The organism is Paraburkholderia sp. LEh10 (assembly GCF_017814945.1).
In the GTDB taxonomy this organism is placed as follows: domain Bacteria; phylum Pseudomonadota; class Gammaproteobacteria; order Burkholderiales; family Burkholderiaceae; genus Paraburkholderia.
Genome location: NZ_JAGIPX010000093.1, coordinates 1 through 26900, shown reverse-complemented (window position 1 = coordinate 26900; position 26900 = coordinate 1). Strand labels below are relative to the sequence as shown.

General features: G+C 62.2%; 19 protein-coding genes and 3 pseudogenes. 6 read left to right on the top strand and 16 right to left on the bottom strand.

What is annotated here, in order from left to right:
• Window positions 1-289: 289 nt before the first annotated feature.
• The 5 genes from J8I87_RS39585 to J8I87_RS39565 form a co-directional block, all read right to left on the bottom strand.
• The gene (locus J8I87_RS39585) at window positions 290-709 is read right to left on the bottom strand and encodes a hypothetical protein (RefSeq protein ID WP_209937864.1); all 420 of its coding nucleotides are present in this window, start codon (window positions 707-709) and stop codon (window positions 290-292) included.
• Window positions 710-750: 41 nt separating this feature from the next.
• A complete protein-coding gene (locus tag J8I87_RS39580; RefSeq protein WP_209937863.1) occupies window positions 751-1617 on the bottom strand; it encodes a peptidyl-prolyl cis-trans isomerase in 867 nt (288 codons plus the stop codon).
• A complete protein-coding gene (locus J8I87_RS39575) occupies window positions 1617-3383 on the bottom strand; it encodes a ShlB/FhaC/HecB family hemolysin secretion/activation protein (RefSeq protein ID WP_209937862.1) in 1767 nt (588 codons plus the stop codon). Before J8I87_RS39575 ends, J8I87_RS39580 begins: the two co-directional genes overlap by 1 nt.
• 71 nt (window positions 3384-3454) lie before the next feature.
• Window positions 3455-5503, bottom strand: a complete 2049-nt coding sequence (locus J8I87_RS39570) for a filamentous hemagglutinin N-terminal domain-containing protein (RefSeq protein WP_209937861.1) — start codon at window positions 5501-5503, stop codon at window positions 3455-3457.
• A 334-nt stretch (window positions 5504-5837) separates the two neighbouring features.
• The gene (locus tag J8I87_RS39565; RefSeq protein ID WP_209937860.1) at window positions 5838-6293 is read right to left on the bottom strand and encodes a hypothetical protein; all 456 of its coding nucleotides are present in this window, start codon (window positions 6291-6293) and stop codon (window positions 5838-5840) included.
• Here J8I87_RS39565 and J8I87_RS39560 point away from each other — a divergent pair.
• Window positions 6292-6444 carry a hypothetical protein gene (locus J8I87_RS39560; protein WP_209937858.1) on the top strand — a complete coding sequence of 51 codons (153 nt, stop codon included), beginning with the start codon at window positions 6292-6294 and terminating at the stop codon, window positions 6442-6444. The two genes, J8I87_RS39565 and J8I87_RS39560, sit on opposite strands and share 2 nt — an antisense overlap.
• A gap of 8 nt (window positions 6445-6452) precedes the next feature.
• On the opposite strand, the gene J8I87_RS39555 is transcribed toward J8I87_RS39560, so the two are convergent.
• The 4 genes and pseudogenes from J8I87_RS39555 to J8I87_RS45290 form a co-directional block, all read right to left on the bottom strand.
• Entirely contained in the window at window positions 6453-6872 is a 420-nt protein-coding gene (locus J8I87_RS39555; RefSeq protein ID WP_209937857.1) for a hypothetical protein, read from the bottom strand.
• Window positions 6869-8046: pseudogene (locus J8I87_RS45295) on the bottom strand (DUF637 domain-containing protein). The gene J8I87_RS39555 and the pseudogene J8I87_RS45295 overlap by 4 nt, the downstream one beginning before the upstream one ends.
• Before the next feature lie 1301 nt (window positions 8047-9347).
• Window positions 9348-13937: a beta strand repeat-containing protein gene (locus J8I87_RS39545; RefSeq protein ID WP_245254503.1), complete on the bottom strand. Its 4590-nt coding sequence runs from the start codon at window positions 13935-13937 to the stop codon at window positions 9348-9350.
• Between the two features lie 179 nt (window positions 13938-14116).
• A complete protein-coding gene (locus tag J8I87_RS45290; RefSeq protein WP_245254502.1) occupies window positions 14117-14575 on the bottom strand; it encodes a filamentous hemagglutinin N-terminal domain-containing protein in 459 nt (152 codons plus the stop codon).
• 135 nt (window positions 14576-14710) lie between these two features.
• Between J8I87_RS45290 and J8I87_RS39540 the strand changes: the two genes are divergently transcribed.
• Together J8I87_RS39540 and J8I87_RS39535 are read left to right on the top strand one after the other, a co-directional pair.
• Entirely contained in the window at window positions 14711-15010 is a 300-nt protein-coding gene (locus tag J8I87_RS39540) for a hypothetical protein (protein ID WP_209937856.1), read from the top strand.
• 6 nt (window positions 15011-15016) lie between these two features.
• Window positions 15017-15292, top strand: coding sequence for a hypothetical protein (locus J8I87_RS39535; RefSeq protein ID WP_209937855.1), 276 nt, complete (start codon window positions 15017-15019; stop codon window positions 15290-15292).
• 756 nt (window positions 15293-16048) lie between these two features.
• On the opposite strand, the gene J8I87_RS39530 is transcribed toward J8I87_RS39535, so the two are convergent.
• Window positions 16049-17641, bottom strand: a complete 1593-nt coding sequence (locus J8I87_RS39530) for an MASE4 domain-containing protein (RefSeq protein WP_209937854.1) — start codon at window positions 17639-17641, stop codon at window positions 16049-16051.
• A 1068-nt stretch (window positions 17642-18709) separates the two neighbouring features.
• Between J8I87_RS39530 and J8I87_RS39525 the strand changes: the two genes are divergently transcribed.
• The gene (locus tag J8I87_RS39525) at window positions 18710-19414 is read left to right on the top strand and encodes a hypothetical protein (RefSeq protein WP_209937853.1); all 705 of its coding nucleotides are present in this window, start codon (window positions 18710-18712) and stop codon (window positions 19412-19414) included.
• A gap of 1455 nt (window positions 19415-20869) precedes the next feature.
• Window positions 20870-21853, top strand: a complete 984-nt coding sequence (hemC, locus tag J8I87_RS39520) for a hydroxymethylbilane synthase (protein WP_209937852.1) — start codon at window positions 20870-20872, stop codon at window positions 21851-21853.
• A gap of 131 nt (window positions 21854-21984) precedes the next feature.
• Here the strand turns inward: hemC and tnpB are convergent.
• The 4 genes and pseudogenes from tnpB to J8I87_RS46510 all read right to left on the bottom strand — a co-directional run bounded on the left by tnpB (window position 21985) and on the right by J8I87_RS46510 (window position 23296).
• Window positions 21985-22280 (bottom strand): annotated as a pseudogene (tnpB, locus tag J8I87_RS39510) (IS66 family insertion sequence element accessory protein TnpB).
• Window positions 22277-22696, bottom strand: a complete 420-nt coding sequence (gene tnpA / locus J8I87_RS39505) for an IS66-like element accessory protein TnpA (RefSeq protein WP_209937849.1) — start codon at window positions 22694-22696, stop codon at window positions 22277-22279. The pseudogene tnpB and the gene tnpA overlap by 4 nt, the downstream one beginning before the upstream one ends.
• Window positions 22697-22700: 4 nt before the next feature.
• A pseudogene (locus tag J8I87_RS39500) lies at window positions 22701-22874 on the bottom strand (transposase); the annotation flags it as partial.
• A 134-nt stretch (window positions 22875-23008) separates the two neighbouring features.
• On the bottom strand, window positions 23009-23296 hold the full coding sequence (locus J8I87_RS46510; RefSeq protein WP_409518878.1) for a LysR substrate-binding domain-containing protein: 288 nt from the start codon (window positions 23294-23296) through the stop codon (window positions 23009-23011).
• A gap of 610 nt (window positions 23297-23906) precedes the next feature.
• Here J8I87_RS46510 and J8I87_RS39490 point away from each other — a divergent pair.
• Window positions 23907-24185, top strand: coding sequence for a hypothetical protein (locus J8I87_RS39490; RefSeq protein ID WP_209937848.1), 279 nt, complete (start codon window positions 23907-23909; stop codon window positions 24183-24185).
• 36 nt (window positions 24186-24221) lie between these two features.
• Here the strand turns inward: J8I87_RS39490 and J8I87_RS39485 are convergent, their stop codons facing one another.
• Both J8I87_RS39485 and J8I87_RS45285 read right to left on the bottom strand, forming a co-directional pair.
• Complete coding sequence (locus J8I87_RS39485; RefSeq protein WP_209937866.1) at window positions 24222-24620, bottom strand: DUF3331 domain-containing protein; 399 nt, start codon at window positions 24618-24620, stop codon at window positions 24222-24224.
• A 1782-nt stretch (window positions 24621-26402) separates the two neighbouring features.
• Window positions 26403-26876 carry a sensor histidine kinase gene (locus J8I87_RS45285; RefSeq protein WP_409518877.1) on the bottom strand — a complete coding sequence of 158 codons (474 nt, stop codon included), beginning with the start codon at window positions 26874-26876 and terminating at the stop codon, window positions 26403-26405.
• Window positions 26877-26900: the final 24 nt, after the last annotated feature.

Genomic DNA, 26900 nt, shown 5'->3' with positions numbered 1-26900 from the left:
TGTCCGGCGCTCAAACTACCCGGAACACGACATTTCTATTTAGCGGAAACCCGACATTTCTATTTGGGACCTACACATGAAAATGTTGATAAAAACAATTATGTAAAGCCGAACGCCCGAACGGTACCGATCAGGTACCGTTCAGACCGCTTCATCGATCAGTCGTGTCAGATGCGCCTGCAACTCAATGCGGCACGCCAGCCTCTGTCGAGTCAGAACCCGGCAGCTTGCGCCGACACATGCTCCGCACGCCCCACCAGCGCGGTCCGCATGGATATCGGCCATGTGCTCAGCCACCGCCCCCGTGCTCCGTCACGCGACCCGATGTCTCCGACATGACGTCCACGTGATCGGTCAGCTGCAGTGAGTCCAAGAGGGGCGCGCGGAAGTGCTCGCACAGCCGGAATGACTCCAGCCGCCGGCAGGCAAGTCTCGCAACCCGACGCTGGAACGCGCCGAGCTGTCTCAGCTCTCTCGCCGCCTGCTTCACCTCCGTCGGCGACAGCCCGGCGCGACGCGCGAGGTCGCCAATCAGAAGCGTGCGCCAGGTCGTGAAACTGAGCAGCGGCGCGGCGATCAGCGCGAGCCTGAAGGCCGCATCGGACACGCCACTGCGGCCCACCTCGGTCAGGAACGCCTGCTCCTGCGCGGTCATGCGGTCTGGCGCGATGCGCACGCCGTCGGACTGTCGCGACTGCCGTTGTTCCATCGTGTGATTCCTCCATTCACCGGCCACAGGGCGCAAGGCGGTCATTGCTGGATCGTCGCGTGCTTCATCAGTCCCGCCGTAAAGTCCGCCGCGGCCTGCTCGAGCGCAAGCGCCTGCAACTGCTGACGGATCGTGTCCTTCACCTGTTCAAATGACGGCACCTGAGTCGGGCGCTTCGCGTCGAGCTTCACGATGAAGCGGGCGTTACCCACCGGGATCGATTCTGGCGTCACACCGCCCACCGGCAACTGTGTAATTGCCTGCGCAACCGCGAGCGGCAGGCCGTTAGTCTTGCCCTCTGCCACAGGCGTCCTGAAGCTCACCCACGGCAGTTGCCCGCCATTCATCTTGCTGGGCGCGACGCTGTACTGCTGCGCCAGCACATCAAACGACTTGCCCGCCTTCAGTTCGCTTATTACGGTAGCCGCCGTGGCCACATCAGTGACCGCGATCACGCGCGGCTTGTATTCTTCCTTGCCGAGTGAGGCGACAATCTCGTCGTACCGCGCCTTGACTTGCGAGTCCGTCACTGGGGCCGGTCGGACGTTGTCCTTCAGGTAGAGCTGCGTCTCGGCTGAGACCTTCGCCGCATTCATCGCCTGCTGCACTTCCGGCTTCGCATCGTAATGTGCCTGCTCCGCGTTCTGGCGGAACAGTTCGCGTGCAACCAGTTGGCCCTTGAGCGCCTGACGCAGGGACGGTGTGTCCGGCTGGTGTGTCGTCTGTACGGCGATCCGCACCGCGTCGTCAAGCTGCGCCTGCGGGATCGTCACACCGTTGACGACGGCGGCTGTACCGGTCGGCAGCGACGTGGCAGGGACGGAAGCCGTCTGCGCAAACACGGGTGCCGCGACACCAAGATACAGCGCGGACGCGGCAGCAAATGCGGTCCAATGAGGGAATTTCATCACATGCTCCAGTTCAGGGTTCCAAGAATGAGGGTGGCTTTCGGCCCCAGTGCGGCCGGTTGCGTGAGCGCCCGCCCGGCGAGCAGTTCGCCGGAAAGGACCTGTTTGCGCCACTGCCACTGCGCGCGCACGCCGGCGCCAACACCGGCGAGCGTCGGAAAGCCCGGCACAGCGATCAGGCTTGCCTTGCCCGCGTCGAAAAACACATACGGCTCGATGCGGCCATCTTTCCAGGCGGGAGCGTTAACCCACGCGAGTTCGTTGCGCGAGTACAGGCCACGGTCACCGGCGATCTCGCCCGAGCGGAAGCCGCGCACGGTATCCATGCCGCCCAGGTACAGCTGCTCCGAGCCATAGAGCGCGACGTTCGCGTACTGGCCGCCGAACGTGCCGCGATACGCGAGCGCAACCGCCCCCAGATTCGGCAGCGGCACCGTGAAATTCGCCGTCGCATCGAGCTTCGTGAACTGGCTATGCGCATCGGAGCGCGCGATGCCGTGCGCGTCATGATCGGCCTCCAGCCACGGCAGGCCCTGCGACAGACCGGCATCGAGTGTGACGCTGCCCGGCGCGTCGTTGAGCACGAAGCGGTGCAGCCAGTTGCTGCCCACGCGCAGCACCGCGAGATGCTGCGGGTTCAGGTCGATGTCGTTGACCTCGCGGTCGGTGCGCCGCCACGACAGCGTCGCATCGAGGTTGACGATGTTGGCCTGCGTGCGATCCAGCGTGTAGTTCCAGCCGAGGATGTGACTGAGCGTGCGCCCGTACAGCAGCGCGGTCGTGCCCACCACCTGCTGGTATTCCGAATCGGACAGCGTATAGCTGAACGTGTGGCGACCGAACGGCACGGCGACCGAGCCCACCAGCGCGTTGCTCTCCAGGCTGTCGATGAAGCTCAGGCTCAGCGACTCCTGCAGGCCGATGAGGTTGTCCGCCTCGATGCCGGCGCGGTAGCGCGTGATACCCGTCGCCGTGCTGCCGTAGTTGTCGACACCGAGTGTGTAGTACAGGCGGTCACCGGGCGGGTTGCGGATCGCAACGACAGAGTCGCCCAGACTCTGGCCGGGCAGGATCTGCACTTCGGCCTGGTTACGCCGCAGCCGGTTAATCTGCGAGACGCCCTGATCGAGGTCGGACAGCCGCAACGCATCACCAGGTGCCGCCGGAAAAACGTTCTCGTATCCGGCGTCGGTGAGCCATCCACCACCTGCCGGATGCTCATCCTTTCTGAGTCGGTGGATGGGTTCGCCGTTGACCGTATAGGCGCCGACGCGGCCAACCTGAATCGTCACCATCAGTGTGCCGCTACCGAGATTTTGCGGTCCGAGCAGCGCCCGCGTGGTGACGTAGCCGACCGACACGAACGCATCCGTGAGCCTTTTCAGGAGCACGTTGATACGGTGCGAGCCGAGCGCGTGGCCAGTAAACGGCGCGACGATCGCGTCGAGCTGCGAGGACGATACGCCGGACTGTGGCACGAACGGCGTGTTGTCCGGCCTCACCAGCAGGATACGGCTGACCGTGAAGGTCGGTCCCGTTTCGAGGATCTGGTCGACGGGCGTATCCGGTGGAATGTCGAGTGTGGTTTCCGGCGCCGACGGCGCGACGGTGATTGACGCGGGCGGCTGCGCGAGCTGCCGCTGGCGGGCCTGCTCGCGCTGCTCGTCAATGAGCTGCTGGCCGGGGTCCTGCACCGGTCGCACCGGCGCGACTGGTGGCAGGATCGATGCTGGTGATGGAGGTGTCTGTGCCAGGGCCGGCGTCATGGTCACGACCGGCAGGACGGTGGCCGCGAGCAACGTCGCGCACCGCCTCACGGGGAGCGGGGGCAGGCGCATCAGTAGCCGATCCAAGTCGTCAGGCCCAGATGCTGGCCGATCTGCACCGGCGTGCGCGACGGTGCATGCACGGTCGTGATGGTGCCCGTGGCGGTCACGCCCTTCGCGCCGCTGATCGAACCGCCGTCGATGATCGCGTCGCCGGTAAGCCGCACCGCGCCGTCGGCCGTAAATCCGCCGCCCACGTCGGCCGCGATGATCTGCGCCCACGTGCTGCCGAAGAACGCCTTGAAGCCGCGGTCCTGGTTGATCGCCGAGTAGCCGGTGACACCCCGCGCGTAGGTGACGGGCGCTGTCACGTCGAGATTGCCCTGCGCGAACACATTGCCGCCGATGTTGCGCGCGACGTTGCCCGCAGTAATCGAGAGGTCGGTGCCGGACTGGATCGTGCCACCGTACGGCAGCACCGTACTCGAGGCGCTCGCGTGACAGACGATCCAGCAGCCGCGCGAATAGCCCGCCTGGCCGGAAAACACCGCGGCGTTCGTGAACGTGTCCTTCGCGGTGATAGTGACAGCGCCATCGTTCGACTGGATGATGCCGCCGGCGTTGGTCACATTGTTACCTGAGATCGTCACCGGGCCCACCGTCGAGGCGATGTAGGCGAGCTGCGCCGGTTCAGTCACGGTGCCGTAGTCGACGTCGAAACCGCTTGTGGTATGCGTCAGGAAAAGGAAACTGCCCCCGTTGCGCGAGTAAGCGATCGGCTGCCCACCATTGACGCCGCTGCTATGGTCGATGACGTTCTGCACGTCACCCTGCGCGGCAAGCGTCACGCCCTGGTTCGAGAGGATGCGGGCATTGTCGTTGGTGATGTTGCCCTGGGCTGAAAGGGAGGCCGTGCCGTTCGCGGCGAAGACGATGCCGAGGTTCGCCGGGGTCGAGCGATTCGTGATGCTCCCGCCACTGGTGAGCGTGACATTGCCGCCGGTGGCCGTGCCATCGGACGCGACGCCGCCCGCCTGGATCACGCTGCCGGTGTTCGAGATGTCGCCGGTCGAGGTCAGGTTGACGGAGCCTGCGGCAGCTGCCAGGGTTGACGGTCCGGTGGCGTCGTCAGCGAGCGCGATCGCGCCGGCCGCGACGGTCACGTCGTGCGCGGCTGTCATCTGCGCGCCCTGCAGCGACACCGTGCCGGGCGTCGTGACCGTGATGTCGTGCTCCGCCCTGATCGAGCCATCGGCTGCCGTGATGTCGCCGTTGGTCGAGACGACGACATCGCCCGCGCTCGCGTAAAGCCTTCCAAGATTGCGCACGCCTGCGCCCTGGTCGGTGACGACCAGTTGCACGCGGCCACCCGTGAGGCCACCCGCAGCCGTGATATCGATCGCCAGACCCGCACTTGCCGTGCCCGGCGACGTGGTGCTGGCGAGCCAGTCGTGGCTGTTGTCCGATGGCGAAAAGCCGGTGTCCCATGTCGTCGTGCTGTCGCCGATCGTGGCGCGCACCCCGCCTGTGGAACTGGTGAAGTCGTTCGTGACCGGACCATTCACAGCCAGATGCTTCGCGACGAGATCGAGATTCACCAGCGTGCCCGACAGGCCGCCCGGGCCGATCGTGATCGTGCCACCGTTCGTCGTCAGCATCACGTTGCGTTGCGTGACGCCGGGTGCGAGCGTCAGGTCGCTGAAGCTCACCTGGCCGGTTGAAAGCACCACGTGGCCGGCGTTCACGAAGCTGCCGCCGTCGACCGTCACCCCGTTCGGGTTGGCCAGAATGACATTGGCGCGCGGCCCCAGCACGGCGATTGCCCCCTGGATCAGCGACGGGTTCGTGCTGGTCACCTGGTTGACGATCGTCTTTGCGTTGACGCCGGTATTGATCAGGTCAGCACCGGCCGACGACACGTTGAACGACGTATAGGTGTTGTGCGAGACGCCGCCGATCGCGGGCGCAAGGTTCACAGTCTGGTGGCCATTCGCGGCCGTCGAAACTGAGGTCGAGGTGCCGCCGTCTGCAACGATGCCTGCAGCATGGGCACTACAAGCTGGCACCCCGATCGCCAGCCAGACGAGAGTCGCGATACGTGTAGGTCGAGAAATCTTCATGCGTTATTCGTGCTTTTTTCTGATTAGCAGTCCTGATGTGTTAAATCGCTCCCCGCCAAAATCGGAGCATGCTCGCCATGCGTAATATCAGTGGCAACCGCCCCGTTTGGAACTCCGCCGCCCCGAACTTACGTCTTGGAACTGGTACGGGGGTGCCGAGCCCCGCGAACGCTGCTAGTGCCGCCTGCTGGCCCGCATCGAGCGGCGCACCCGTCGGATCGATCGCGCTAATAAACTCCGGACTCAGCGCCGCACTGGCCGCCCCGCCAATGGCCCCGCCGGCGCATCCTGTGCCCAGCGCCGCCGAACTGGCGCAGCCCAATGCTGCTTGTGATTAAGCTGACAAGGCATCCAGGTGAGTGCGGATTGATTGCACCGGCGGGTTTGGTTGCTTGCTAGCACTGGGCGCGACGGTAACACCTTGCAACATCATGCACAGCACAAACCCAAGTATTTGCAGAAATCGGACAATGGAAAAGAACGTCTCTTTCAGATCGACGCGGTAGCGGATTGCAGCGCCATTTGCCAGCTTGCCTGTGGCATAGACGGCGCTTCCGGGCAGGCAAAACAACGCGGACAGCGCGCCTGAAACGAAGCGTGCAAGAAGCAACGTTCCGATCACCGCTGCGATTACATGCGTTTCCAGCATCCAGCGCGGCTGGCCGACCACATTCGTCAATACCGTGTCCGAAAAGTTGGCGTAGGCCGAAATGCCTCCGCATATCGCAGCAAACAAAAGTGACAGCGACCAAGACTTACGTGCCTTTGGACTTCTTAGAAATTCGAACATGACCATCCTCAAGCCACAGCCGTTCGACGCATGCGCGATCGTTGTTGTGGTTGTTGTTGAACAGGAAGTCCAACTTGCGCCCGTTATCACCGAACGTGAGTTCGCTCTCCGTGTTTGTGGCAACAAACTAGAGCGACCACGTCCAGATTGACAAAACGACTACGGCACGTTTATCGGAAACATCCCAAGAATGTTTCTAAGGGAGAAATGGGCGTTCCCGGCAGGCGTCCAGAAGTTTTTCCGATCTTCCCCCGCTCTGATGAACTCTGCGCGTCGTTTTAACTCATTCGGGGACATGTTCTCGTCGTTTACTGTCGATACTTCCTCTAGCTTATCGAGCTCAACCGAAGACAGCGACCCATCAAGCTTCCCAACCAAAAACTGATTGGTAAGCAGCGTCCAAACGTCATCATTCAACCAGAAAATAAAAAGCGGAACGCCGTACCCGCCCACCGTCTCCAAGACTTTCCTTGCGGGCTGCTCGTTCGATAGCAAGAAATGCCGCCACGCATAGGTCTCCAGGTGAAGCTTTCCAGCTCGCCACAGGATTCGATTTTCGTACCAGTCTGACTTTTTCATTTCTTTCCCACCGGAAACGTGATGATGTAATCACCGGATGTCCCGGGATTCAATTTGACGGTCCCGCCATAAAGTGGTCGTCCGCTCTGTGCGAAATTCTGCAGAAGTGCATCAAGCTTCGGGTTGGCAAGATATCCTGAATTTACCTCAACAGACGTTGCCCCCAAGGACCCCGCGTAATTCACCAACGTTTGGACATCCGCGAAGCTCATCGAATTTGTTAGGCCAATTGTGACCTGCGCGACGCCCCTGCTGTTGACTGTAACGGCATTCAGGTTGACACCGAGATTCTGAGCCGCACTTTGAACAACCGCCGAGTTTTTGACCCCTCCTGCAAGCGGCGGAAGACCGGCCGCTTCCTGCCCACCCGTTGCTGTCTCATTATCCCCGGCCGCATCCCGGATCGGCGTCGCCGGAACCGAATGCGTGTCTTCATAGCGCTCCCGCTCGCTTTCGGACATCGAACTGCGATCCAGCGGCACACCGCGTATATGTTGCCCAGCATTGTTGAGCGCCTCGTTCTGTGCGGCCGTCGCGCCACCGATCGCATTCTGCCCCGCAAGTCCGGCAAGGCTTCCCCCCGCAAGCGTTGCAAACGCTGCAAGTGCCGCCTGCTGGCCCGCATCGAGCGGCGCACCCGTCTGATCGATCGCGCTAATAAACTCCGGGCTCAGCGCCGCACTGGCCGCCCCGCCAATCGCCCCGCCCGCGCATCCGGTCCCCAGTGCGGCCGAACTGGCGCAGCCCAATGCCGCGTGAGCCGCTACGTAGCCCAGCTCACCGGTCGCACCTGTCCCAAAGAATTTCGCATCGTTCAGATTGCCAATCGCATACGCGCCTGCGGCCGCCACGTCACTCGCCGCGCTGTTGCGCAGGCTGGTGAGGAAACTCCCCCGTCGATGGCCGTCTTCACGCCCGCCTGGACAAGCGCATCGCCAGCCATAGCAGCAACCTGCATCGGTACCGACCCGGCCGTGGATGCACCCGCCTGCGGCACCAGCGAATTGCCCACGTTTTGCACACCTGCGAGCGACGCTAGGCTGTCGGGCGAGCCGCTCATGTTGAAGCCGATGCCGCCGCTGTCGAGCGTAATGCCACTCGTGAGCCCTGCCGTCAGGCCACCAACGGCGGCACCCTTCATGAGATCGCCGAAGTTCAGGCTCAGGGAATTCATGAAGTCGCCGGCGGCGGCCCCGGCGAGACCCGCCGCGGCACCCGCGATGGCGGCATTGGCAACGCCGCCCACTGCAAACGCCGAACTCGCCAGAATCCCCGCTGCGGCGTTCGCTTCGGCAATCGTGCCGCCTGCCGCCAGCGTGGCCATGCCCGCATCGGCCGCAGCAGCCTGCACGCCCGCGACCGCGGCCGAAGCCGCGCCTGCCGTCACGATGGAGATGGCCACGATAATCACCATCTGGAACACGATGATGGGTCCCATGCCGCCATCGGCGATGACCGTCGTGTTCAGGTTGTTGCTGACCGTGGACTGCGTGAAGTTCGTGCCGAGCTGGCTTTTAAGGTTCGCCAGCATCTGCGACGTGGCGGCCTGGTTCACGCTGCCATCGGCATTGATCTGCTGCAGCGCCCCGCCGATCTGGTTCAGGGTCTGCACGTTCATGTCGTAGTTCATCGCCGACATGAAGCCGCCCTGCTGTACCACCGTGCCGGTCGTCACCGCGACGCCGCCGTCGACTTCCTGGTAGATCGTGCCGATGTTGGTCGAGCGCTGCTCGCTCGTGAGGCTCGCGGTATTGACCGTGAGGTTCTGCGCCGAGATCGAACCCGTATTGAGGATGCTGTTGGCGTAGTTGAGTGCGACGTTCGTGCCCGTGATCTCGCCATCCGCATTGACGCTCGCAAAGTTCTGCGGCAGCAATACTTCGGGCATCAGCGCCTGCACGGTCGGGCACGCGCCGTTGCCGGTGGCCGTGCAACCCGGCTCAGGCACCGTCTCCTCGACGTACCACAGCATCGGCGCATTGATCTGGGCGAGCTGCGCCTGGCTCAGCTGCGTGCCCAGCGCGATGTTGTGGTCCTTCGCGTACTGCAGCGCCGCGCCATAGAGGGCCGCCTTGTCCTGGTTGGCGATCGAGGACTGGCTGGTGCTATCGGTCGCACTGGTCGTGCTGTAGAAGCTGGCCTTGCCCGTGGCCTGCAGCGCTGCCTGTTCGATCTGCTGGTCTTCGGTGTACGGGTCGTAGTAGAAGGGCACGCTGCCCGGCTGCAGGTTCGACGGCAGCGCCGCGAGCAGCGCCGCTGGCGACAGGTCGCCCATGACCTGCGCAGCCGGATTGTTCGTCAGGTAGCTGACCGACACGGTCTGTCCGCCGAGCGTCTGCACGCTCGACCCCGTCGGTGCCGTGGTTCTGGCGACGGTCGGCGCCACCGGCTTGCCGACCGTCGTCACGCCGATCGGCGTATTCGCCGGCAGCCCGGCCGCGCCCGTTACCGACGTCGGCTGGCCGCTGAGCGTCGTTACCCGTCCCGCGCTGTTGACGGTCGGGAGGCGGCGTTGATCGTGACATTGTTCAGCGCGGTAACGAGGCTGCCAGTGTTGCTGAAGCTGCCTGCCGTCAGGTTGACATTGTGATTCGCCGTGATCGTCGCCGGGCTGGCCGACTGCACGTCGACGTACGCCTCACAGTTGCTCGTGCAGCCCGTGAAAGGTGTGCCCGTGCCGTAGTTCTGGTGGACCTGCACCGGCGCGACAATGGTGTTCGTCAGGGTTGCCGCGTTGATGTTGACGTCGTTGCCTGCCGCGATCGTGCCCGACGTGTTGGTGACGCTCGCTGCCTGCGTGAGCGACGAAGGCGTCGTCGACGCATCGCTGGCCGCTGTGCCCGACCCGCCGATCACGACGTTGCGCTTCGCGACGAGATTGCCGTACGTATTGCTGACCGTATTCGCGGCGATCACGATGTCGTTACCGGCCGTGACCGTCGCGTTGTTGTGCTGGTAGCTGTACGTCTGCGAGTTCGGATTTGTAGTGGACCCGCTCGCGCAACCGGAAAAGCCCGGCGCACAGCCTGCCGTGGTCGTCATTGTCCCGGTGTTGGTGCCCTGGTTCGTGAAGCCGGACGCGGTGATATTGACGTCGTTGACGGCAGCGAGCGTGCCCGCGTTGGTCAGGTTGCCACCCGCGAGGTTCAGGTTGTGGCCGGCGACGATCTGGCCCGTGCCGCCCTGCACGGTCATCGAAGAGGTGGTGGACAGCGGCGTGACGGTCCCTGCCGCATTGAGCCGGATGCCGGATGGATCGAGACAGTCGCCAGCGGTCTGCGGGCAACCATTCGAGCCGTTCGGCCCGAAGAAGCTGCTCCAGATCGAAATGGTCGACGGCGCCTTCGTGAGGAAGCTGTTGATCGACGCCATGTCAACGGTATCGGTGACCGTTGAGGAATAGGTTGATCCGCCGTTCGACAGCGACTGAAGGTTTAACGAAACATCATTGCCTGCACTGACGGAACCGCCCTGATTGTTCAGGCTGTTCGCCGTGATGCCGAGGTTGTGGCCGGCTGCAATCACCGAACCGGCCCCGGACTGTGATCCGGTCGTGGTGGTTGTCTCAATGGCTGTCGGCAGCGCAACGGTGATCGACGCAATGGCGCTCGATGCATTCTGCGGTGTCTGGACAAACCATGCGGTCCCCCCGCTGCCCGTGGACACTTCAACGAACGTTACGGTGCCAGACGTGGTAACGGGCGCGCTGGTCGCGACGCCGTAGCCCGACAGGGGCGATACCATGCCATCCGGTGACAGCGCATCGGCCAGCGTTACATTCTGCTGGAACGCATAGACATTGCAGCAGAAACCGTTCTCGGCGGCATACAGGGATGCACTGTCGACCGTATCGGTGCCCACCGTCAACGCCATGGCCAGCGCCGGATTGTTGATGACCGTGGTCGTTGTTGTGGTGGTCGTGCCCGACGCTGTCGAGTTGTTGACGTTGTTCGCCGTAATCGACAGGTCGTTCGTCGCCGACAGCGTGCCACCGGCATTGCCCAGATCGCCGCTCAGGCTGACCGTCATGTTGCCCGTGCCACTCGCACCGTTGCCGGCCTTCGTGATCCCGTTCGAATTGTCGTAACCCGAACCCGAGATCGTCAGCGCGTTGAGCGCCTCGACCGTGCCCGCGTTCGTACCTGAGCCGTTGAGCGTGAAGGCATCGCTCGCCTGCACCGTGCCGCCCGTCTGGTTGGCCAGCGACCCGTTGACCGTCAGGTCGTGCGCGTTGACTGTACCGGCGTTGGTGACCGCGCCGTTGAGCGCAAGCGTGCCACTACCCTGATTGATCGTGCCAATGTTGCTGATGCCCCGCGTCGCGGACACATTCACGGCTGTGCCCGGCAGCGTCCACGTGCCGGTGTTGCTGACCGATTGCGCGGACAGATTCAGGCCATTGCCGCCGTTGACGGTCCCGAACGATGCGGCCGACGGATCGACGGACTGGTTCGGCAGCGCGAGCGTTGCGACGTTCTGCGCGAGGATCTGGCCGCCGGAGTTGTTATAGCTGCCGTTACCGCCCGTCACCGTGACCGACGTGTTGCCAGCCGCAGCCGTCGGGTTGTTCACGTCGCCCGCGAAGATCAGCCCGTTGCTGTTATTCAAGGAGGCCGTCGTCAGCGCCAGCGTATCCGTCGCAAGCAGCGCACCCGAATTGGTCGTGCCGTTGGTGACGTTCAGCGTATTCACCGGCCCGTAGATCGAACCACTGTTGACCAGATCCGCCGCACTGACGGTCGTCGTCTGCAGCGACGACAGGGCGCCCTGGTTCGTGACTGTCGAGCCCGATACGCTGAGGTTGCCGCGGGCCATCTGCGTCCCAACGTTCGTCACGGTGCCGCCCGCCAGCGCCGCGTCACCCTGATACGCGGCGGTTCCACCCGTCGTGAGGCTGCTCGTGCCCGTGGCACGGTATGTCCCGCCGATCACCGCGTTGGCCGTGGTCACGTTCGCCCCGGAGAGCGTCGCATTACCCGCGACGGTGAGTGCCGGCGCGCTCGCGCTATATGCGGCGCTCAGCTGGCCAGCCGATGTGTCGAGGCGGTTCGTTGCTGTCGCAACCAGATTGCCGCCGACAGCGAGTCCCTGCGTCGTGATGCTGGTACCCGTGAGGGTGGCGTCCTTCGAAACAGTCGTCTGGCCGGCCAGCGTCAGGTTCTGGCCCGCGTTGAGGGTGGCCGAGCCAGCCGACGAGACCGGACCACCTGCTGTCAGATTGCCGCCCTGTGCGTTGATGGCAAGGTTACCCAGGCTCTGGACGCTACCCTGTGCGGCCACGTCCGTGCCTGCACGGATCGTCATGTCGCCACCGGACAGCGCGTTACCGGCGAGCGTCGCACTGCCATGGGTGGCGGTCAGCGTCCCGGTGCCCACGGCGGTCGTATCGCCGACGGCCAGGTTCTGCGCAGCCGTCGCGTTCAGGTTGTTGCCGGTCTGGATCGCGCCCGTGATGCCAATATTCCGGCCTGCTGAAAGCGTCGTGTCGTGCGCGACATTGACCGCGCCACTGCCAGTGATATCACGCCCCGCGGTAATCATCGCATTGCCGGTGCCGTCGGATTCGAGCCCACCGTTCAACCCCACGTCGCGCGCGGCCGTGATCGCGGTGCCCTGGCCGCTGTGCACGCTGCCCGAGACGGTCGCATCCTGCCCGGCGCTGAGCGTCACCGTGCCCGGCGTCACGAGCGCACCGGCGACGGCCACACTGCCCGCGCCCGAGGTGATCTGGGCGTTGCCCGCGCTGGTGACGTTGCCGCCAAGGCTCACGCCCTGCTGGCCGCTCGCCGTCAGGTTGCCGAGCGTGGTGACGCTGCCGGTCGTGGCAAGCGTACCTCCGGCGGCAGTGAGACTCTGGTCGCCGACCGACGCGGCCGCGCCGCTAATCGTCGCACTGCCGCCAGCCGCGACCGTCAGCGTGCCGCCGCTCGTGACGTTGCCCCCAAGGGTGGTGTCTCCGCCAGAGGTGACCGCGATCGCGCCCGGTGCCGTAACCGTGCCGCCAAGCGACGCGTTGCCGCCCGCCTGGGCCGTAACCGTAGTGCCCGCCTGCACGGACCCGGTCAGGCCAAGGTTCTGCCCCGCCGCGAGCGAGACCGCGCCCTCCGACGACGAGACGTTGCCGTTGCCCGTGACCGAGCCGGATTGCGAACGGATCGACACGGGCCCCTGCGCCTGCGCGGCGCCGCCCAGGTTCACGCCCTGAAGGCCCGATACGGCCAGTGCGCCACCGGTCTGCACGTTGCCCGTCACGCCCGCCGTACCTGTCTGCGCAGTCACGGTCGTATCGCCCACGCCCGAGACCGCACCGTTGATAACCGCGTTGCGTGCGGCGGTGAGATCCACGGTGCTGCCGCCCTGGACGGCACCGTTGACCGTCAGGTCACGGCCTGCACTTGCGGCAATCGTACCCGGCGCCGTCATCGCCGAATTGACCGTCAGATCACCCGCAGTGGTCTGGAGCGCGAGATTCTGGCCCGAGACCGAACCCACGGTCATTGAATTGCCAGCATTGAGCGTCGTGTTGCCGTTGGCCGCGACCGACGCGGCATTGAGATTGCCACCCGCCGTCATGGACGCGTTCTGGCCGGCCGACACGGGTCCGGTCGAATTGATGTCACCATTGGCGGTGACTGTGTAGTTCTGGTTCGCGAGGCCCGTGCCGGCGATCGCCGTACTGCCCGCGCTCACGAGGCTGACGTTCTGGTTCGCGAACGTGTTCCCGACCGTGATATCGCCGTTCGAACTCACCTGCACGTTACCGGCCGTCGCCGCCAGCGGCCCTTGTGCGTTGACGCCCAGGCCCGCCGCGGTCCCCACGATGTAGATCTGTCCGGCCGTCACTGATCCGTAGCGGCTGGCGTCCACCGCATAGCTGCCCGCTGGCAGCCCGATGGCCCCCGCCGTGTTGGCTGCGCCGTTCGACGCCGTGCTGTAGGTGATGCCGTTCGAACCCGCTGCCACGGGCGAAACGAGCTGGTTGCCCGTGACAATATTCACGCGGTCATTTGCGTTCAGCGGCGCGGCCAGCGTCACCGTTTGCGCGATCAGATCGAGATTGCCCACCGTACCGGCGATGCCCGCCCCGGGCGTACCGTCATTGCCCGCTGGCCCGGCGATGGAAATGTTCCCGGAACTGACGCTATAGGCGACGGCACCCGCGTGCGTGAAATCGGTCGCGGTGCCGCCGGGTCCGGTGATGAACTGCGGCGTGCCCGTGGTGAGCGTGAGGTTCGAGATGTTGGTCAGCGCCGTGCCCCCGGGACGGAAATGCCATTCGGGTTCGCAATGATCAGGGCGGCCGTATTGCCAAAAATCTCAACGGGCCCGGCTATCACGGAACGATACTGGCTTCCGGTGGACGTGACCTGCGCGAGAATCGTCGACGCGGCGCGGCCAGCGAGGTTCGGGTTCGCGCCGACCGCCCCGCCAATGAGGGATGTCCCGCCGATCAGGCTGTTATTGAAGATCAGGCCTTCAGGCCCCGCCGACAGGCTCTGGAACTGCGAGGCGGAAATCCCCTGCGCATTCGGAGCGGGGATGTTGATGACGGGCACGCCCCCGGCGCTCTGCGTGACGGTCGGCTGGAACGCAATGGGCGCGCGCGGATCGACGATCGGCGCAGCGTGCGCAGTAGCGTCGGCCAGGAACACGGCGGGGGCGAAGTACATCACGCCCGCCATCAGCCACGCGGTCGCGCGCATCGAACTGACGCGGGACGATTTCGCGCGCCCCTGACGGCTTCAGTCGCCGCCCGACAATTCCCGCGACCACAGGCTGCCGCAATCTGCACCCGCCTCAGGAAGGCCCCGTATCCGGGCGCCATCGCGTCAACGCCTTTGCGCTTCGACGATGAAGCCCGTGCCAAGGTGCCCTGCGATCTCGTGGTCGGCGAACCCGTCGCCATGGCGCGAACGGGCAACTGGATGAATGCCAACGGCGCACGAAGTGACTGGCGGAAACGTATCGCGGTCACCCGCATGGCGGCCAATCTCGCACCCGATGTCCTCGCCACGTCCGGCCTCACCACGGAAAAAGCACTGGCGCCGCTGTTCACGGATGGATGGCGTCGCGATTACCGGCTGCCGGTCGTCTGCGCGATCCGTGACATATGTATGGCCCGACTGCGCCGTGAGTAGACGCTGATGCCTGCCCAGCGCTGCCTGATCGGCAAGCTTTCAGGCCACGCGTTAATTCAGGATCCCGGATTGTTGAAAAAAAGCCCACCGCCTGATTGGGACGGTGGGCCTCAACACGCACCAAAAGTCAGGGATCACCACTGTAACTTCTGGAACCTTGAACGTTACGGCACAACATGCCGTCTGACAATCCGCCCGTACAAAAATAACAACGGCGTTATTCCTTATCAGGTTGTTGCATCAACAAGCAATCTGATCAGGCCGCTGAAGTTGCGATCCTGAGATAACGCGACAAGAGGGGCATCGAGGTTGTGATCCAGCCTGCCCGAAGCTGAACCTGCGAGCGCGGGTAGTCAAGCAGGGGAACGGTCATGTCGTTCCCGGCCGCGATCACAAACGAAACCTTGTACCCTTCGGGCTATTCGCCAGGCAGTCTCACGTATAGCGTGCATTGCAGGAGCGAAGAAGACGTTGACGCTCTGTCCAAGCCTCTCAGCGTTCGCTCGGTTTCTCACATGCCAACGCTGCGTACCGTCCGCACGCAGTCCATGAAGGCAAGTGCTACGCCGGACCTGCCTGTGCGGCAACCACGTTAGAGGAGTTCCTGTCGTCGTGGTCGTTGACAGTGGGGGCAGTCGCACGGTGCCCAAACTCTAGAGTTGGGTCGTCGGACGCGACAGCCAAGTGGTACTTTCGTCGCCGAGCTCATCTGTTTCGGCGGACTGCTGAACCCCGCGATCAACGGGCTCGACGAAAACCCCTGCGCAGTCTTCGACCTCCAGGTGATCCCGAACGCGAGAGTAGAAAATTCATCAAGCGAGCAGATGGAGCCAGACCCCAGCGACTTCTCGGGGTCATCGCATCGATGCGAAGCCTGCGCCTTTCGCAGAGCATCCGCAGATCGGCGAAATAGTTGATTGGACAGCGTTTCGACCATATCAAACGGCCGCACCCCTTCGTGACAAAGCCATCGGGACGCCAAAGCGACCTCCGTAGGCAATTCGGCCTCCTGCATCTTCAAGAGTGGCACTGCGCATGCTAGTGCTCCCGGTGGGCGGGCAGCGTGAAGTGAAAAATCGCACCTCGGGGCAGATTGGCGGTCACCCACAACCGCCCCCGATGGGCCTCGATGATCGACCGGCAAATCGACAGTCCCATCCCCATCCCGTGCACCTTGGTCGTAAACTGCGGTGTAAATATCAGATCGATAGCGCTCGGGTCGACACCCTTCCCCACGTCTTCCACCGACACCATCAGACTGCCGGAGTCGTAGACTTTCGACCTTAAGGAAATTACCCGGTCCCCATCTTCAGTGGCCATTGAATCGATCGCGTTCGTGATCAAATTCACGAGCAGCTGCTGCAGCTGAACCTGGTTGCCCTCTATCGGTGGGAGCGATTGGTCGTAGTCGGTTTGAACCGCTACCCGATGCGTCTGCAGGTCGTCGCGCACGAGCGCCAGAGCTTCGCGGATCAGATTGTTGACGTCGAGCGAGGTCCGGGTTCGCGCATCCCTCTTGAAGAGCGTCCGAATATTCTCGATCACCGCGCCCGCACGGTGCCCGTCGTTCACAATCAGCTGTAATCCGGCTTTGGCCTCATCGATGTTGGGCGTCGCGCAATCAAGCCAGCGCAGGGTCGCACTGGCGTTCACAATCATCGCCGACAATGGCTGCTTGATCTCGTGCGCAACGGTGGCTGCGACCGCGTCCCCCGTCAGCAGACGCACCTCGCGCTCCCGGCGTTGGGCAAGGACTGCGCGCAGCAGTTCACCGTATAGCATCGTCACTTCTTTTATCAGGATGAGCAGCACAAAGCTGCCGGAAAGCACGCCGTAAACTCGCCCGGCATACCAGCCGACGCTAAAGCGGTACGGGATGGGAAAGGCGGTGAGGGAGATCTCGATGATGTATGCGAACAAGACCAACATCAGCCAGAGATCGAGCACCGAGCGGTGCCGCAGCCATAGCAAGACAAGCGCGCCGACGAATAATGCCGCCATCGGTCCGACCACGTAGTACCAGAGAGAGGAAACCTGCGCCGTGTCGAGCATGATGCGCGGGAGGAGCGCATGGCCTGCTGTAACGAAAACTGTTGCGCAACAGACCACCGCAGTAACTGATCCGACAGTCGTAAGGACCCTCGATCGAATGGAGCGTGGCGACAGCCACTCCATTGGAGCGGCATCCTTCAGCAGTATATAGACGATCGCGAACAGGGCGAAGCCCACGTGTGACAGGACATAGAGCCAAACCGTACTCTGGAGGCCGCCGCCAAGGCCGCCCTCCGGCGCCAATACGCCTGGAAATGTGAGCGTCCAAGGAATTGCGATGAGCGCCGTCAGGAAATAGCCACTCGCCAGTGCGAGGAGCGCATGCGAGCGTAGGACGGAAAACTGCGAGAAGAGCAGGGCTGCGGTGATAGAGTCGATGACGAAAATCGCAGTGCCGTAGGCGGGTATAAAGGCGTCAACCCGCCTCAGTGGCAGGCCCGAGAGCGGGCCTGCCAAGATGACAAAGACGATGAGCAGCACTAGCACAACGCAAAGCGCGAACCGCCTTTGAGCGACGCTGGGCGAAAGATTCGAGAGTACAAACTCATGCGCCTGTAATCCGGCCGCTGACCTTTCCATGAACATATTCGTCTCACGTCGAAAGCCCGCTATGGGCGGCAATTTCGAGTTCGCCGGCCTCTAATTCGAAATCAGACTTCCAGAATGTGGTACCTTTCCTACCCACCATTTGCCCGACGGATCGTCCGATCTCACTGGCCCGAAGTCGCATGGCGCCTCGACCACAGTCTAATGCTAGCGATTACTTTCGCCAATGCCGGTACGACGCGAGTGCAATTGAGCGATATGGACGTCTCTCTGATGTGACCCTGCCGAAAGATGCGCAGCCCACTAATGAAGTTGAGTGGAAAAGACCCCGGATGCGTCCCCGAAGGGAGGGCGATGTCCATTCCTTCGGAAAATATGTCGGCTCCGGACGCCTGCCAGACCAGATCGCCATGTAGTGACAGGCATGCAATTTCCAGTTCCCCGTGCGAAATGAGGGCAGCCCGCTCGCTGCCCCAGTAGACACAAAAGCACGTCGCGGTATCGACCCGAGTTGACCAGATTAACTGATAGGGCCACACCAACGACAGCCGCGCCACATGATCACCGACAGCCAAGTAAACTTTGTCGTCAATCACCAACGCTGAACGCTCATGCACCGCGGAGCATCCTCCACCGGCACCAACGACCGTAATGCCGCGGCCGTTTAACTCGACACCATGGATAGACGTCAGCGAGCCGTTCGTAAGACGCACTTCAAGCGGGTACGAATGCACGTTGTCTTGTGACTCGAACGAGTATGTTGGCTCATTCACAACTCTCAGCGAGCCATATTGCGAGTCTATTTTCGTATGCACTCTCCGTTCTCATTTGCTGATCAGGAGGTCGCCGTCTCGGGGCGATTGTCAGCGAATTCAGCGGCGACGTCGAACGGCCGCTCTTGGCCGAAGGCACCAATTCGAGAACGCTCTACCGAGCGCTCGTTGAATTCGTCAAAGGCCGATCACTGGCAGCTGACGTGAACTGGCGTTACCCGCCATTCTCGCCGTTCGCCCACAGACAGCCGGTCAAGGCGTAGCGCACAGCGTGCGCCATTCGGCGCATCATGTAAGCGAGCGTAGCCATCTGACGAAGGAGGGTGCCATGAAACAGACCGTGACCGGCGTTTTCAAGACCCACAATGATGCGCGCCACGCGCAGGAAAGGCTGCTCCAACGCGGCTTCGCGGCGGGCGACATCGACCTGCCAGCGCACACCGAGGGCGTGCTGGCCGGTATCGAGCGTCTCGTGACGAGTTTTTTCTCGACGACGAGCGATCTGCGGCGAACTTCGGAGGCCCAGTCCGGCATCACGCCGCTGACGGGCGAAGCGGTGCGCATCGGCGTGCATGTGAGCGACGAGGCGCACGCCGACCTCGCGTGCGCGACGCTGCGCGAGGAACATGCGATGGAGGTCACGCTGCGTGGCTCTCCGTGGCGGTGGCCTGCTACGGACCGCCCAATCGCGCGCGAGCATTCGGCGCTCGATGAACTGGGCCTATCCGAATTCGCCGAGGCCATGCGCCGCCGCGGCGCGCAGAAACAGCGCGACGAGCCTGCATGGAAGGCGGCTCCCGATGCGACCACGCGCCCAACAAGCGAGGCCGAGGCGACCGTGCTCACTTCGGCAAGCGCGCCCGGTGCAGGTGCGGTGATGGGCGCGCATCATGTGGACGTGCCCGCCGCGCCCGAGGCGACGCACTCGGCCGCGGACGTGGCGCCGCCGATGCCGGACGAGTTCCTCGAGTACGAAGAGGACACGCCCGAGCATCACAAGGACATGTCGGCGCAGTCTCGCACGCTGCACTGAGCCAAAGCGCGAGGCGCCACGAGGGAATCAGGTCGATGGCTCATGCCAAATCTTCCCGACTGGCGCTCTCTAGAAATGCCAACAGAAAGGCGACCTCCTAGTCCTAGTAGAAGCTCACTGTCCCTTGTGGGTCGGATGTTTTCCGCAGCGGCTTTTTCGAGGACCGGGTTACATCCGATCGCGGACCTCAGTAGGACACGCAAAGCCGAGTACTATTGGAGTCCTAATAATACAAATGCCGTTGAACATGCGCAGGCCGGTGAGTACGAAATGCTAAATCCTGGCGGCACTGTCGACTGGGTCGACCCGCCATCCGATGCAACAACGCTTAACCGGCTGATTCACGAGATGATTGCACAAGGCTAAGACGGTGGCGACGTCTCGAGGATCACAATCCGTCCAAGCGACCGCCCGATAGCCCGTATCTACCGAAGTTAGGTTAGACCGAGAAAGAAATAAACGACCCCGACAACCGGATGCAAAAGGCGGTTCTACAGCTTCGCGCGCCTATGTGCCGACCCGAAAGAAAGAAGCAAGGGCCTGCCCGAAGGGAACCTTGAGTGTGGTAGGGTCCTCAGCCTGCGTGACAGTGACCATGTAGCAAAACTGCACTGCGCCCAGGGCGTCATTTGGATCTGGTAACTCAAATATCACCTGATAGTAACCTGGCTGAAATCTCGTTTTGTCCAACTCGGTTACCGAGACGATAGGGATAGTCGGTACCGCGATGATAGGGCCAGGTACCTCAGCGTCGAAGTCGGCTGCCATCGCCTACGGACAGCAACCGGGAACTGGAAGCCTTTATGTGAGAGTCATTGGTCCGGCTTCGTGTCGCTACAACGAGCAACGGCCACACAGCGCACTGAACTGCCTTTCGCCAGCAGCGTTTGCGGCAAAACATCGGTAGACTGCGGCGAGCGCGACGCCCCACCGGCGGCCCACCCGATCAGCGATGAACGCGCACAGGAACGGGCCAGCGACGTATCCCCCCATCATCGCAGCATTGAAGCGGAGCGAGTGTGTCACGCTCATGCCCTGACTCACGAAGAAGGTTGGCATCCAACCCGGTGACCGTGTAAGAGCCGAACAATACGATCACATTCACAATCACCGCTACCAAAGTCCGGCGAATCACCGGCCGCGAGAAAAGTACCGACACGTTGACGGGCGGTTTTCAGGTACAGCGATTGCTAACGCTGCAGGCGAGACGGGTGTTGGCAGGAAGCCCTTACAGCGCCTGCTAGGATCGCTGTTGTTGCCACGAGCGTGCTGGCGCTTCTGGCGGCCACGCGAGTCACGATCGATGCGGCTCATGGACCGGCTCGCGCGCATGGCAGCGGCGGGCGTGCCTCTTTTGTCGAACTGCTTCGGCATGGCCGTGCGGCCAGCGAGAAGTTGCCGAAGCGCGTGCTAACATTGTTTGTTGTCACATCCCGTCGTTTAATGCCTCAAACAATGAATTCCAACACGCTTGCGCCCACGCCGCCCGCCACGCTTGTGATCGCGTCGCGGGAAAGCCGGCTTGCCATGTGGCAGGCCGAACACGTACGGTGTGCGCTGCACAAATTATATCCATCTTGTGACGTAAAAATCCTCGGAATGACGACGCGAGGCGATCAGATTCTCGATCGCACGCTGTCGAAGGTCGGCGGCAAAGGGTTGTTCGTGAAGGAACTGGAGAACGCGCTCGCCGACGGCCGCGCCGATCTCGCCGTTCATTCGCTGAAAGACGTGCCGATGGAGCTGCCCGAGGGCTTCGTGCTGTCGACCATCATGGAGCGCGAAGATCCGCGCGATGCGTTCGTCTCGAACCAGTACGACTCACTGGCTGCGCTGCCGTCCGGCAGCGTAGTCGGCACGTCGAGCCTGCGCCGTGAAGCGATGCTGCGCGCGCGTTATCCCGAACTCGTCGTGAAGCCGCTGCGCGGCAATCTCGACACGCGGCTCGGCAAGCTCGACCGCGGCGACTATGCGGCCATCATTCTCGCTGCGGCGGGCCTCAAGCGTCTCGGTCTCGGCGAGCGCATCCGTTCACTGCTCGATCCCGCGGACAGCCTGCCCGCTGTCGGCCAGGGCGCGCTCGGCATCGAGATTCGCGCCGGCCGCGACGATCTCGCTGCGTGGCTCGCGCCGCTGCATCACGAGCACACGGCGGCCGCCGTCGAAGCAGAGCGCATGGTGTCGCGCACGCTGGGCGGCAGTTGCGAAGTGCCCCTCGCCGCGTACGCGACATGGCACGACGGCGCGCTGCATCTGCGTGGTATCCTCGCGACGCCGGACGGCCAGCGCGTGCTGAGCGCGCAAGCGTCAGCGCCCGCGCCCACGACAGGGGCAGCACTCGAACTGGGCCGCGAGGTAGCGAGCCAGCTCGAAGCGCAGGGCGCGCTCGACATCGTGCGCGCGCTCTCGACGGCGAGCGGCCCGGCGACGGGCTCATGATGGCGGCCGGCTCGCACCCGACATCCGCCGATTTCTCTTGTCAGGACGGCGCAGGCTCGTCGCATGCCGCGAGCCTGCGACTGACGGCAACAACATCGGGCATTGCGAAGCGTGCTCGCGCGTCAGCGGTTTCAGGAGCGGTGCCGACGCTCGACCGACGCTCGAATGGGGCACCTTGGCGTGCAGAGGAGCGATCGTAGTTGGACGAGAGCAGCCTTGCTCTTCGCAAGGAGCCAAAGCCCGTCCTCTGTGGCCCACAAGATCTTGATCAGGTCGCCGCGCCGCCCGCGAAAAATGAAGACTTGCCGCTCAGCGGATTCTCCTCAAGCGCCATCTGCACCTTCGCCGCCAGACCCTGAAAACCGGCGCGCGTGTCAGTGACGCCGGCAGCGATCCAGATGCGTGTACGAGCCGGCGGGCCGATCATCGGGTGAGCTCCCGAATCAGCAGACGCAGCATATCCGGTGACACGTTGCCGCGAACTCTCAGGCGCGCACGCTCGAACTCGATCTCACAAAGATTCTCTGGAGACCGCGCTCTCGTGACTGCCATCGGTGGCGTATGGCGGGCTGCTTCAGCGACGACATCCAGGGACAACAGCGAAGGTGCCTGCTGTGTCTGTTTAGGCTCCGCGCCCTCCGGCAGCGATGGCAGACCATACTCTCCTGCCAGATAGAGCCGCAGCCATTTGAAAAGCAGGTTCGCGTTGATATCATTGCTGCGCGCGATCAACGCTACCGACGCACCCGGCTGGAACGATTGCTCAACCAGCTGCCGCTTGAATTCGGTCGGAAAGTTCGGCCGTTTATATGCGCTGCCCGCGGCGCGCTCATCCCAAGTCATGGTGCTTGGAACCGCACAACTCGTACAAACGGCCCCATACGCCGGCTTCCTGCCAGTCGGGCAGTCGGCGCCAGCAAGTTACGCCTGAGCCAAATCCCAATCGCGTTGGCAAGTGGTTCCAGCGCATTCCTGTCTTCATGACGAACAGGATGCCGTTGAGTGCGGCGCGATCCGACACCGTGGCAATGAGATCGGTGCGCTGCAGGATGTAGCCGACGCTCATGAAGTGCGGCACCGTCAGTCGCACCCTGCGCTGCACGCCTCGCCGTTTCAGCCAATCGTCCACCTGACCGTGTCCGGTGCCGGCGGCCACTACAGATGCTCAGCGTCACGCCAGGCAGCGAGCGTGAGCGGCCCGTCGTCGTGTATATGGCCGCGCCTGAAAAGACAGACGTACCGCTGATCGAACAGTCGGCGCTGATAGAAGCCACCATTGAGCTGCGGAAGCAGGCCGATGGCGAGATCGACGCGGCCCTCGGCCATCTCGTTGCTCAGATTGTCGCTCGTGTCGCGAACGGTATTGAGCGCAACACTAGGCGCCTCGTGCGATAGCCGTTCGACAAGTGCGGGCAGAAAGACGACCTCGCCGATATCGGTCATGCCGTGGTTATCGTGCGCGTGACGCACAGCGGATCGAAACCTGTCTCGGGATTGAGTGCGGCTTGCAGGATTGCAAGAGCCTGAGAAATTGGCTCCGCGAGGCTCAACGCGAACGGTGTGGGCACGACTCCGCCCGGCCCCCACACGAACAGCGGATCACCGAGCCGTCGACGCAAGTTTGGCGAGCGCGTTGCTCACGCCAGGCTGGCTCATGTTCCACGGTCGATACGCGACGCTCCTGCATCAACCGCTGAAACAGCAGCAGCAGATTGAGATCGACTTCACTCAGATTCATGACGCGGGGTATCCCGGGCTTATTGATTTCAGTGATGACGCAGATTCAACCCGTTTTATAGAAATGGCTGACCGATATCGAGAATTCCACACGACGCACGCAACCGACCTCGAATCACGCCGCAACCCTCCCTAAAAGATTCAGGGTATCGAACGTATATACCAATGGAACATTGAACAACTTTAGGAAATCTCGTTTAATCGGAATTCTGTTCCGTGAGGCTACCGGAATCCTGTCGGTGTGTGGTCACAGGAACGATGCAACAATTCGGCATCGTGCACGACTGAACGTGAACCAGCTGGATTGCTGCCAGAAATGCGTTTCGACTATCGCAACCACTGGAGGAGCTTGTCAAGGTTCGGCAACATTCTTGGTTTCAATTTGCAAGAATCGGCTTTCACGCGTCCTCGCTTGAACGCCGTCTTCGTTGCTGCAAGCGTCGCTGGTGCAGTCGCGCTTTTATCGATCTATGCCGATCGTGTTCCAACGATTGTCGGAACGTCAATCGGTAACAGTGCTCACGCGATGCACATGAGTGCTGCTGCGGGCAGTGCGGATTCGGGAGCCAAGCCACGCACGACCGTCACCCCCTGACTTGCCAGAAGCTTCCCAATGCGCCCGGCAAATCGGTCACGTTGGCGCGCCCCTGTAGAGACTTACACGGTCGGGCAGAACTGCTTCGAAACCCCAGGGACGGTTCACTTGTTTGCAGAGAACGCGGGTACGACGGAACCGGCCTCGATTCTCGCTACCTTTGTTGCCGATGATGATTGCGGTCCTCTGACCGTGTTGAAATGACTCTGTAGCTCGGTCAAAACTAAGTCGCGCTTTTGTGGCGCGCCAACATTGATGACCGTAGAAGCACCGACCTGGATCGCTCCAGAGAACGATCAGAGTGGAGTTGGTCGGCCGTTCGAGAATACGAACCTGCACTTTGTCGCCTGTGCGGTACGCCGATGATGTGTTTGGTTCTGCGGTAATGCTGCTCCGAACTCTGTCACGCCTGTCATCACTGCCGGACGACAGCATCTCGAGAGTTCGATGCCACGCTTGGCTGTCTCCTACGTTGTCACTGCTGTACATATTTTCCTTACCGTTGCTGCGCCATGACGTCTACCGCTTCGTTTTCGTTGACCGCCTGCAACCGATCAAAAATCAGTACGACGCCCAAAGGTCTGGTCGCGATAGAGATCCTCCAAGATACGAGCGCCAAGAGGCGAAAGACTCGTCATGCCAGTCTTCGATTTCTTTGCTCTTCAGTGCGAACTTCAAATTTTTTGTCGCTCAAAAGGCAGTTCGAACGGACGAGCGCTCCCCTTTGCAGTAGTCTCGTGCGACATGGCGCGTGTCTATAGACCCGTGCCCCGGAAGTGTTTCTGTTTTGAACTTGCCATTGTAGTTTCGAGGCAAGTCACAGGAAAGGACCAAGAATAAACATATCTTCTGTACCATGATCCGACGAGCACACCTCCGGAAATCTGAGTCAATCTATCTGCGAAGACGCCGTTGGCCGAGCATATTTCTTCGCGATGCATCGCACGCCAGAGAGGTAACTGAACGCGCAGCCACGCTGCGATCGCAATCAGTGTAGCCAGCTTGAAAACTCGTCCTCTGACTTTTTCACGCCACCGAAGCGAGGCACAGTGCAACCGTCGGCGGGAAATCCCGTAACCAAAAGCAAAAAGGGCTTTTCTGACGGCGGTCTTGCGCAGATATCGTTGAGGAACCCCATCCGTCGGCAAATGCTCTCGTAGAAGGCCCGTGCATGAGACTCCATCTCAACCACCGGCCGGCGGCAATATCCATTCAGATCATCAAACTGTGGCTCCCATCCTATATACGATGGGAGATGATCTCGGAACTTCATCTTTTCGTCTGCTGTTGACATTTTTGACTCAACGACGTTGGTATTAACCGAAGCCCATTAAAAAGGGCAGCGTGTACGCCTAACGCTTACGCGGCAGCGCTTATTCCAAGAATTGCGTTGTGATACGCTTTCCAGGTTCTCTTTCATATACAGAGCAGTTGCTGGAAACAAGAGATTTGTACGAGGACATCATCACGCTTTCCGCAGTACATTCACCGCGAAGACTCCATGCCACCTGATTGCTTCTCGAGCCGCTTGCGGCACTTCGGTGACGGCTTCGACATCGCGCATAGTCCTTCTTGAAGCAGAAAGCTGGCACACTTCGGCGCTTAGGAACGCGCACGTAACGCACATTTGCCGTTATGAAACCCGGTTGGCGCACGCTCGTCGGCTATGAAACTCACCCGAGCCGACGTTCCGTTACGTCGAAGGCCTGCCTCAAGGTCGTCGGGCGAGTCGAGATGCTGAATGGGTGATGATGCGTCCATGCGCATTCTCGAAGTTGCATGCCACACACGATATCGATTCGCAGGCACGGCCAGAAGGGTCAAAAAGCCATCGCGGGACTGGGCCATGTCAGTTCCGCGATGGCAGAGAACTCAACCGGTGCAGCTCAAACCGGCATTGTCAATTGGCGAGAGCGGAATGGATCGGGCGCAGGCACCCAGGTTTGTCGCGTGGTGAGAATCGCTGAACGCGCCCAAGATCCGTCGACAGTTTCCTGGTCGTCGCGAGTTGCGCGGTAGCGCGAAGCGCGCAGTAAATGCCGCTTGAGCTTGAAATGTTGCCTGATGAGCCGGCTGCACAAAAAACTCGACCTAAAGCGCCAGAATCGATCCGCGAGAACTGCCGGCGCGCCACGTCCTGCACCATGGCAGGCAAATCACCATTCATCGATGTATGCACTTTCGATGGTAAAACCGGGCTCTATTTGAGCACATAGCCTACGCGCCCCAACTTGACAGAGCCGCTGGATGGGCTGGCACGGTGAATTGAACGACGGCGCCGCGCGGCACGTTCGCACTTGCCCACAACCGGCCGCCACGCGCTTCGATGATCGAACGGCAGATCGACAGCCCCATCCCCAAACCGGTAGGCTTCGTGGTGTAGAAGGGCGCGAAAACGTCCTCTGCGCCGTGGGGAGCAAAACCCGGCCCTGAATCGCGCACAGTAACGAGCACGCAGTCAGAGTCGGCTTTGTCCGAACTGACGAATAACTGTCGCGAGCTATCGCTGACGCCGCTCATTGCCTCGAGCGCGTTCATGATCAGGTTGAGGAGCACCTGTTGCAGTTCGACACGGTCTCCTTCGATGAATGGCAAGCCGTCCGCGAGTTGCGTCTGTACTGAGGCGCCGCTCTTCGTGGCTTCGCCATGCGTGAGCTCGATCACCTCGCGGATCGCCTCGTTGATGTCCACCGGCTCCTTCCGCGGCGGCGCCTT

Excerpts from the sequence above, each read along its gene's own strand:
- J8I87_RS39585 (WP_209937864.1), bottom strand. The coding sequence starts at position 709 with ATGGAACAACGGCAGTCGCGACAGTCCGACGGCGTGCGCATCGCGCCA.
- J8I87_RS39580 (WP_209937863.1), bottom strand. The coding sequence starts at position 1,617 with ATGAAATTCCCTCATTGGACCGCATTTGCTGCCGCGTCCGCGCTGTAT.
- J8I87_RS39575 (WP_209937862.1), bottom strand. The coding sequence starts at position 3,383 with ATGACGCCGGCCCTGGCACAGACACCTCCATCACCAGCATCGATCCTG.
- J8I87_RS39570 (WP_209937861.1), bottom strand. The coding sequence starts at position 5,503 with ATGAAGATTTCTCGACCTACACGTATCGCGACTCTCGTCTGGCTGGCG.
- J8I87_RS39560 (WP_209937858.1), top strand. The coding sequence starts at position 6,292 with ATGACCATCCTCAAGCCACAGCCGTTCGACGCATGCGCGATCGTTGTT.
- J8I87_RS39565 (WP_209937860.1), bottom strand. The coding sequence starts at position 6,293 with ATGTTCGAATTTCTAAGAAGTCCAAAGGCACGTAAGTCTTGGTCGCTG.
- J8I87_RS39555 (WP_209937857.1), bottom strand. The coding sequence starts at position 6,872 with ATGAAAAAGTCAGACTGGTACGAAAATCGAATCCTGTGGCGAGCTGGA.
- J8I87_RS45290 (WP_245254502.1), bottom strand. The coding sequence starts at position 14,575 with ATGCGCGCGACCGCGTGGCTGATGGCGGGCGTGATGTACTTCGCCCCC.
- J8I87_RS39535 (WP_209937855.1), top strand. The coding sequence starts at position 15,017 with ATGCCTGCCCAGCGCTGCCTGATCGGCAAGCTTTCAGGCCACGCGTTA.
- J8I87_RS39530 (WP_209937854.1), bottom strand. The coding sequence starts at position 17,641 with ATGGAAAGGTCAGCGGCCGGATTACAGGCGCATGAGTTTGTACTCTCG.
- J8I87_RS39525 (WP_209937853.1), top strand. The coding sequence starts at position 18,710 with ATGAAACAGACCGTGACCGGCGTTTTCAAGACCCACAATGATGCGCGC.
- hemC (WP_209937852.1), top strand. The coding sequence starts at position 20,870 with ATGAATTCCAACACGCTTGCGCCCACGCCGCCCGCCACGCTTGTGATC.
- tnpA (WP_209937849.1), bottom strand. The coding sequence starts at position 22,696 with ATGACTTGGGATGAGCGCGCCGCGGGCAGCGCATATAAACGGCCGAAC.
- J8I87_RS46510 (WP_409518878.1), bottom strand. The coding sequence starts at position 23,296 with ATGACCGATATCGGCGAGGTCGTCTTTCTGCCCGCACTTGTCGAACGG.
- J8I87_RS39490 (WP_209937848.1), top strand. The coding sequence starts at position 23,907 with ATGCGTTTCGACTATCGCAACCACTGGAGGAGCTTGTCAAGGTTCGGC.
- J8I87_RS39485 (WP_209937866.1), bottom strand. The coding sequence starts at position 24,620 with ATGCTGTCGTCCGGCAGTGATGACAGGCGTGACAGAGTTCGGAGCAGC.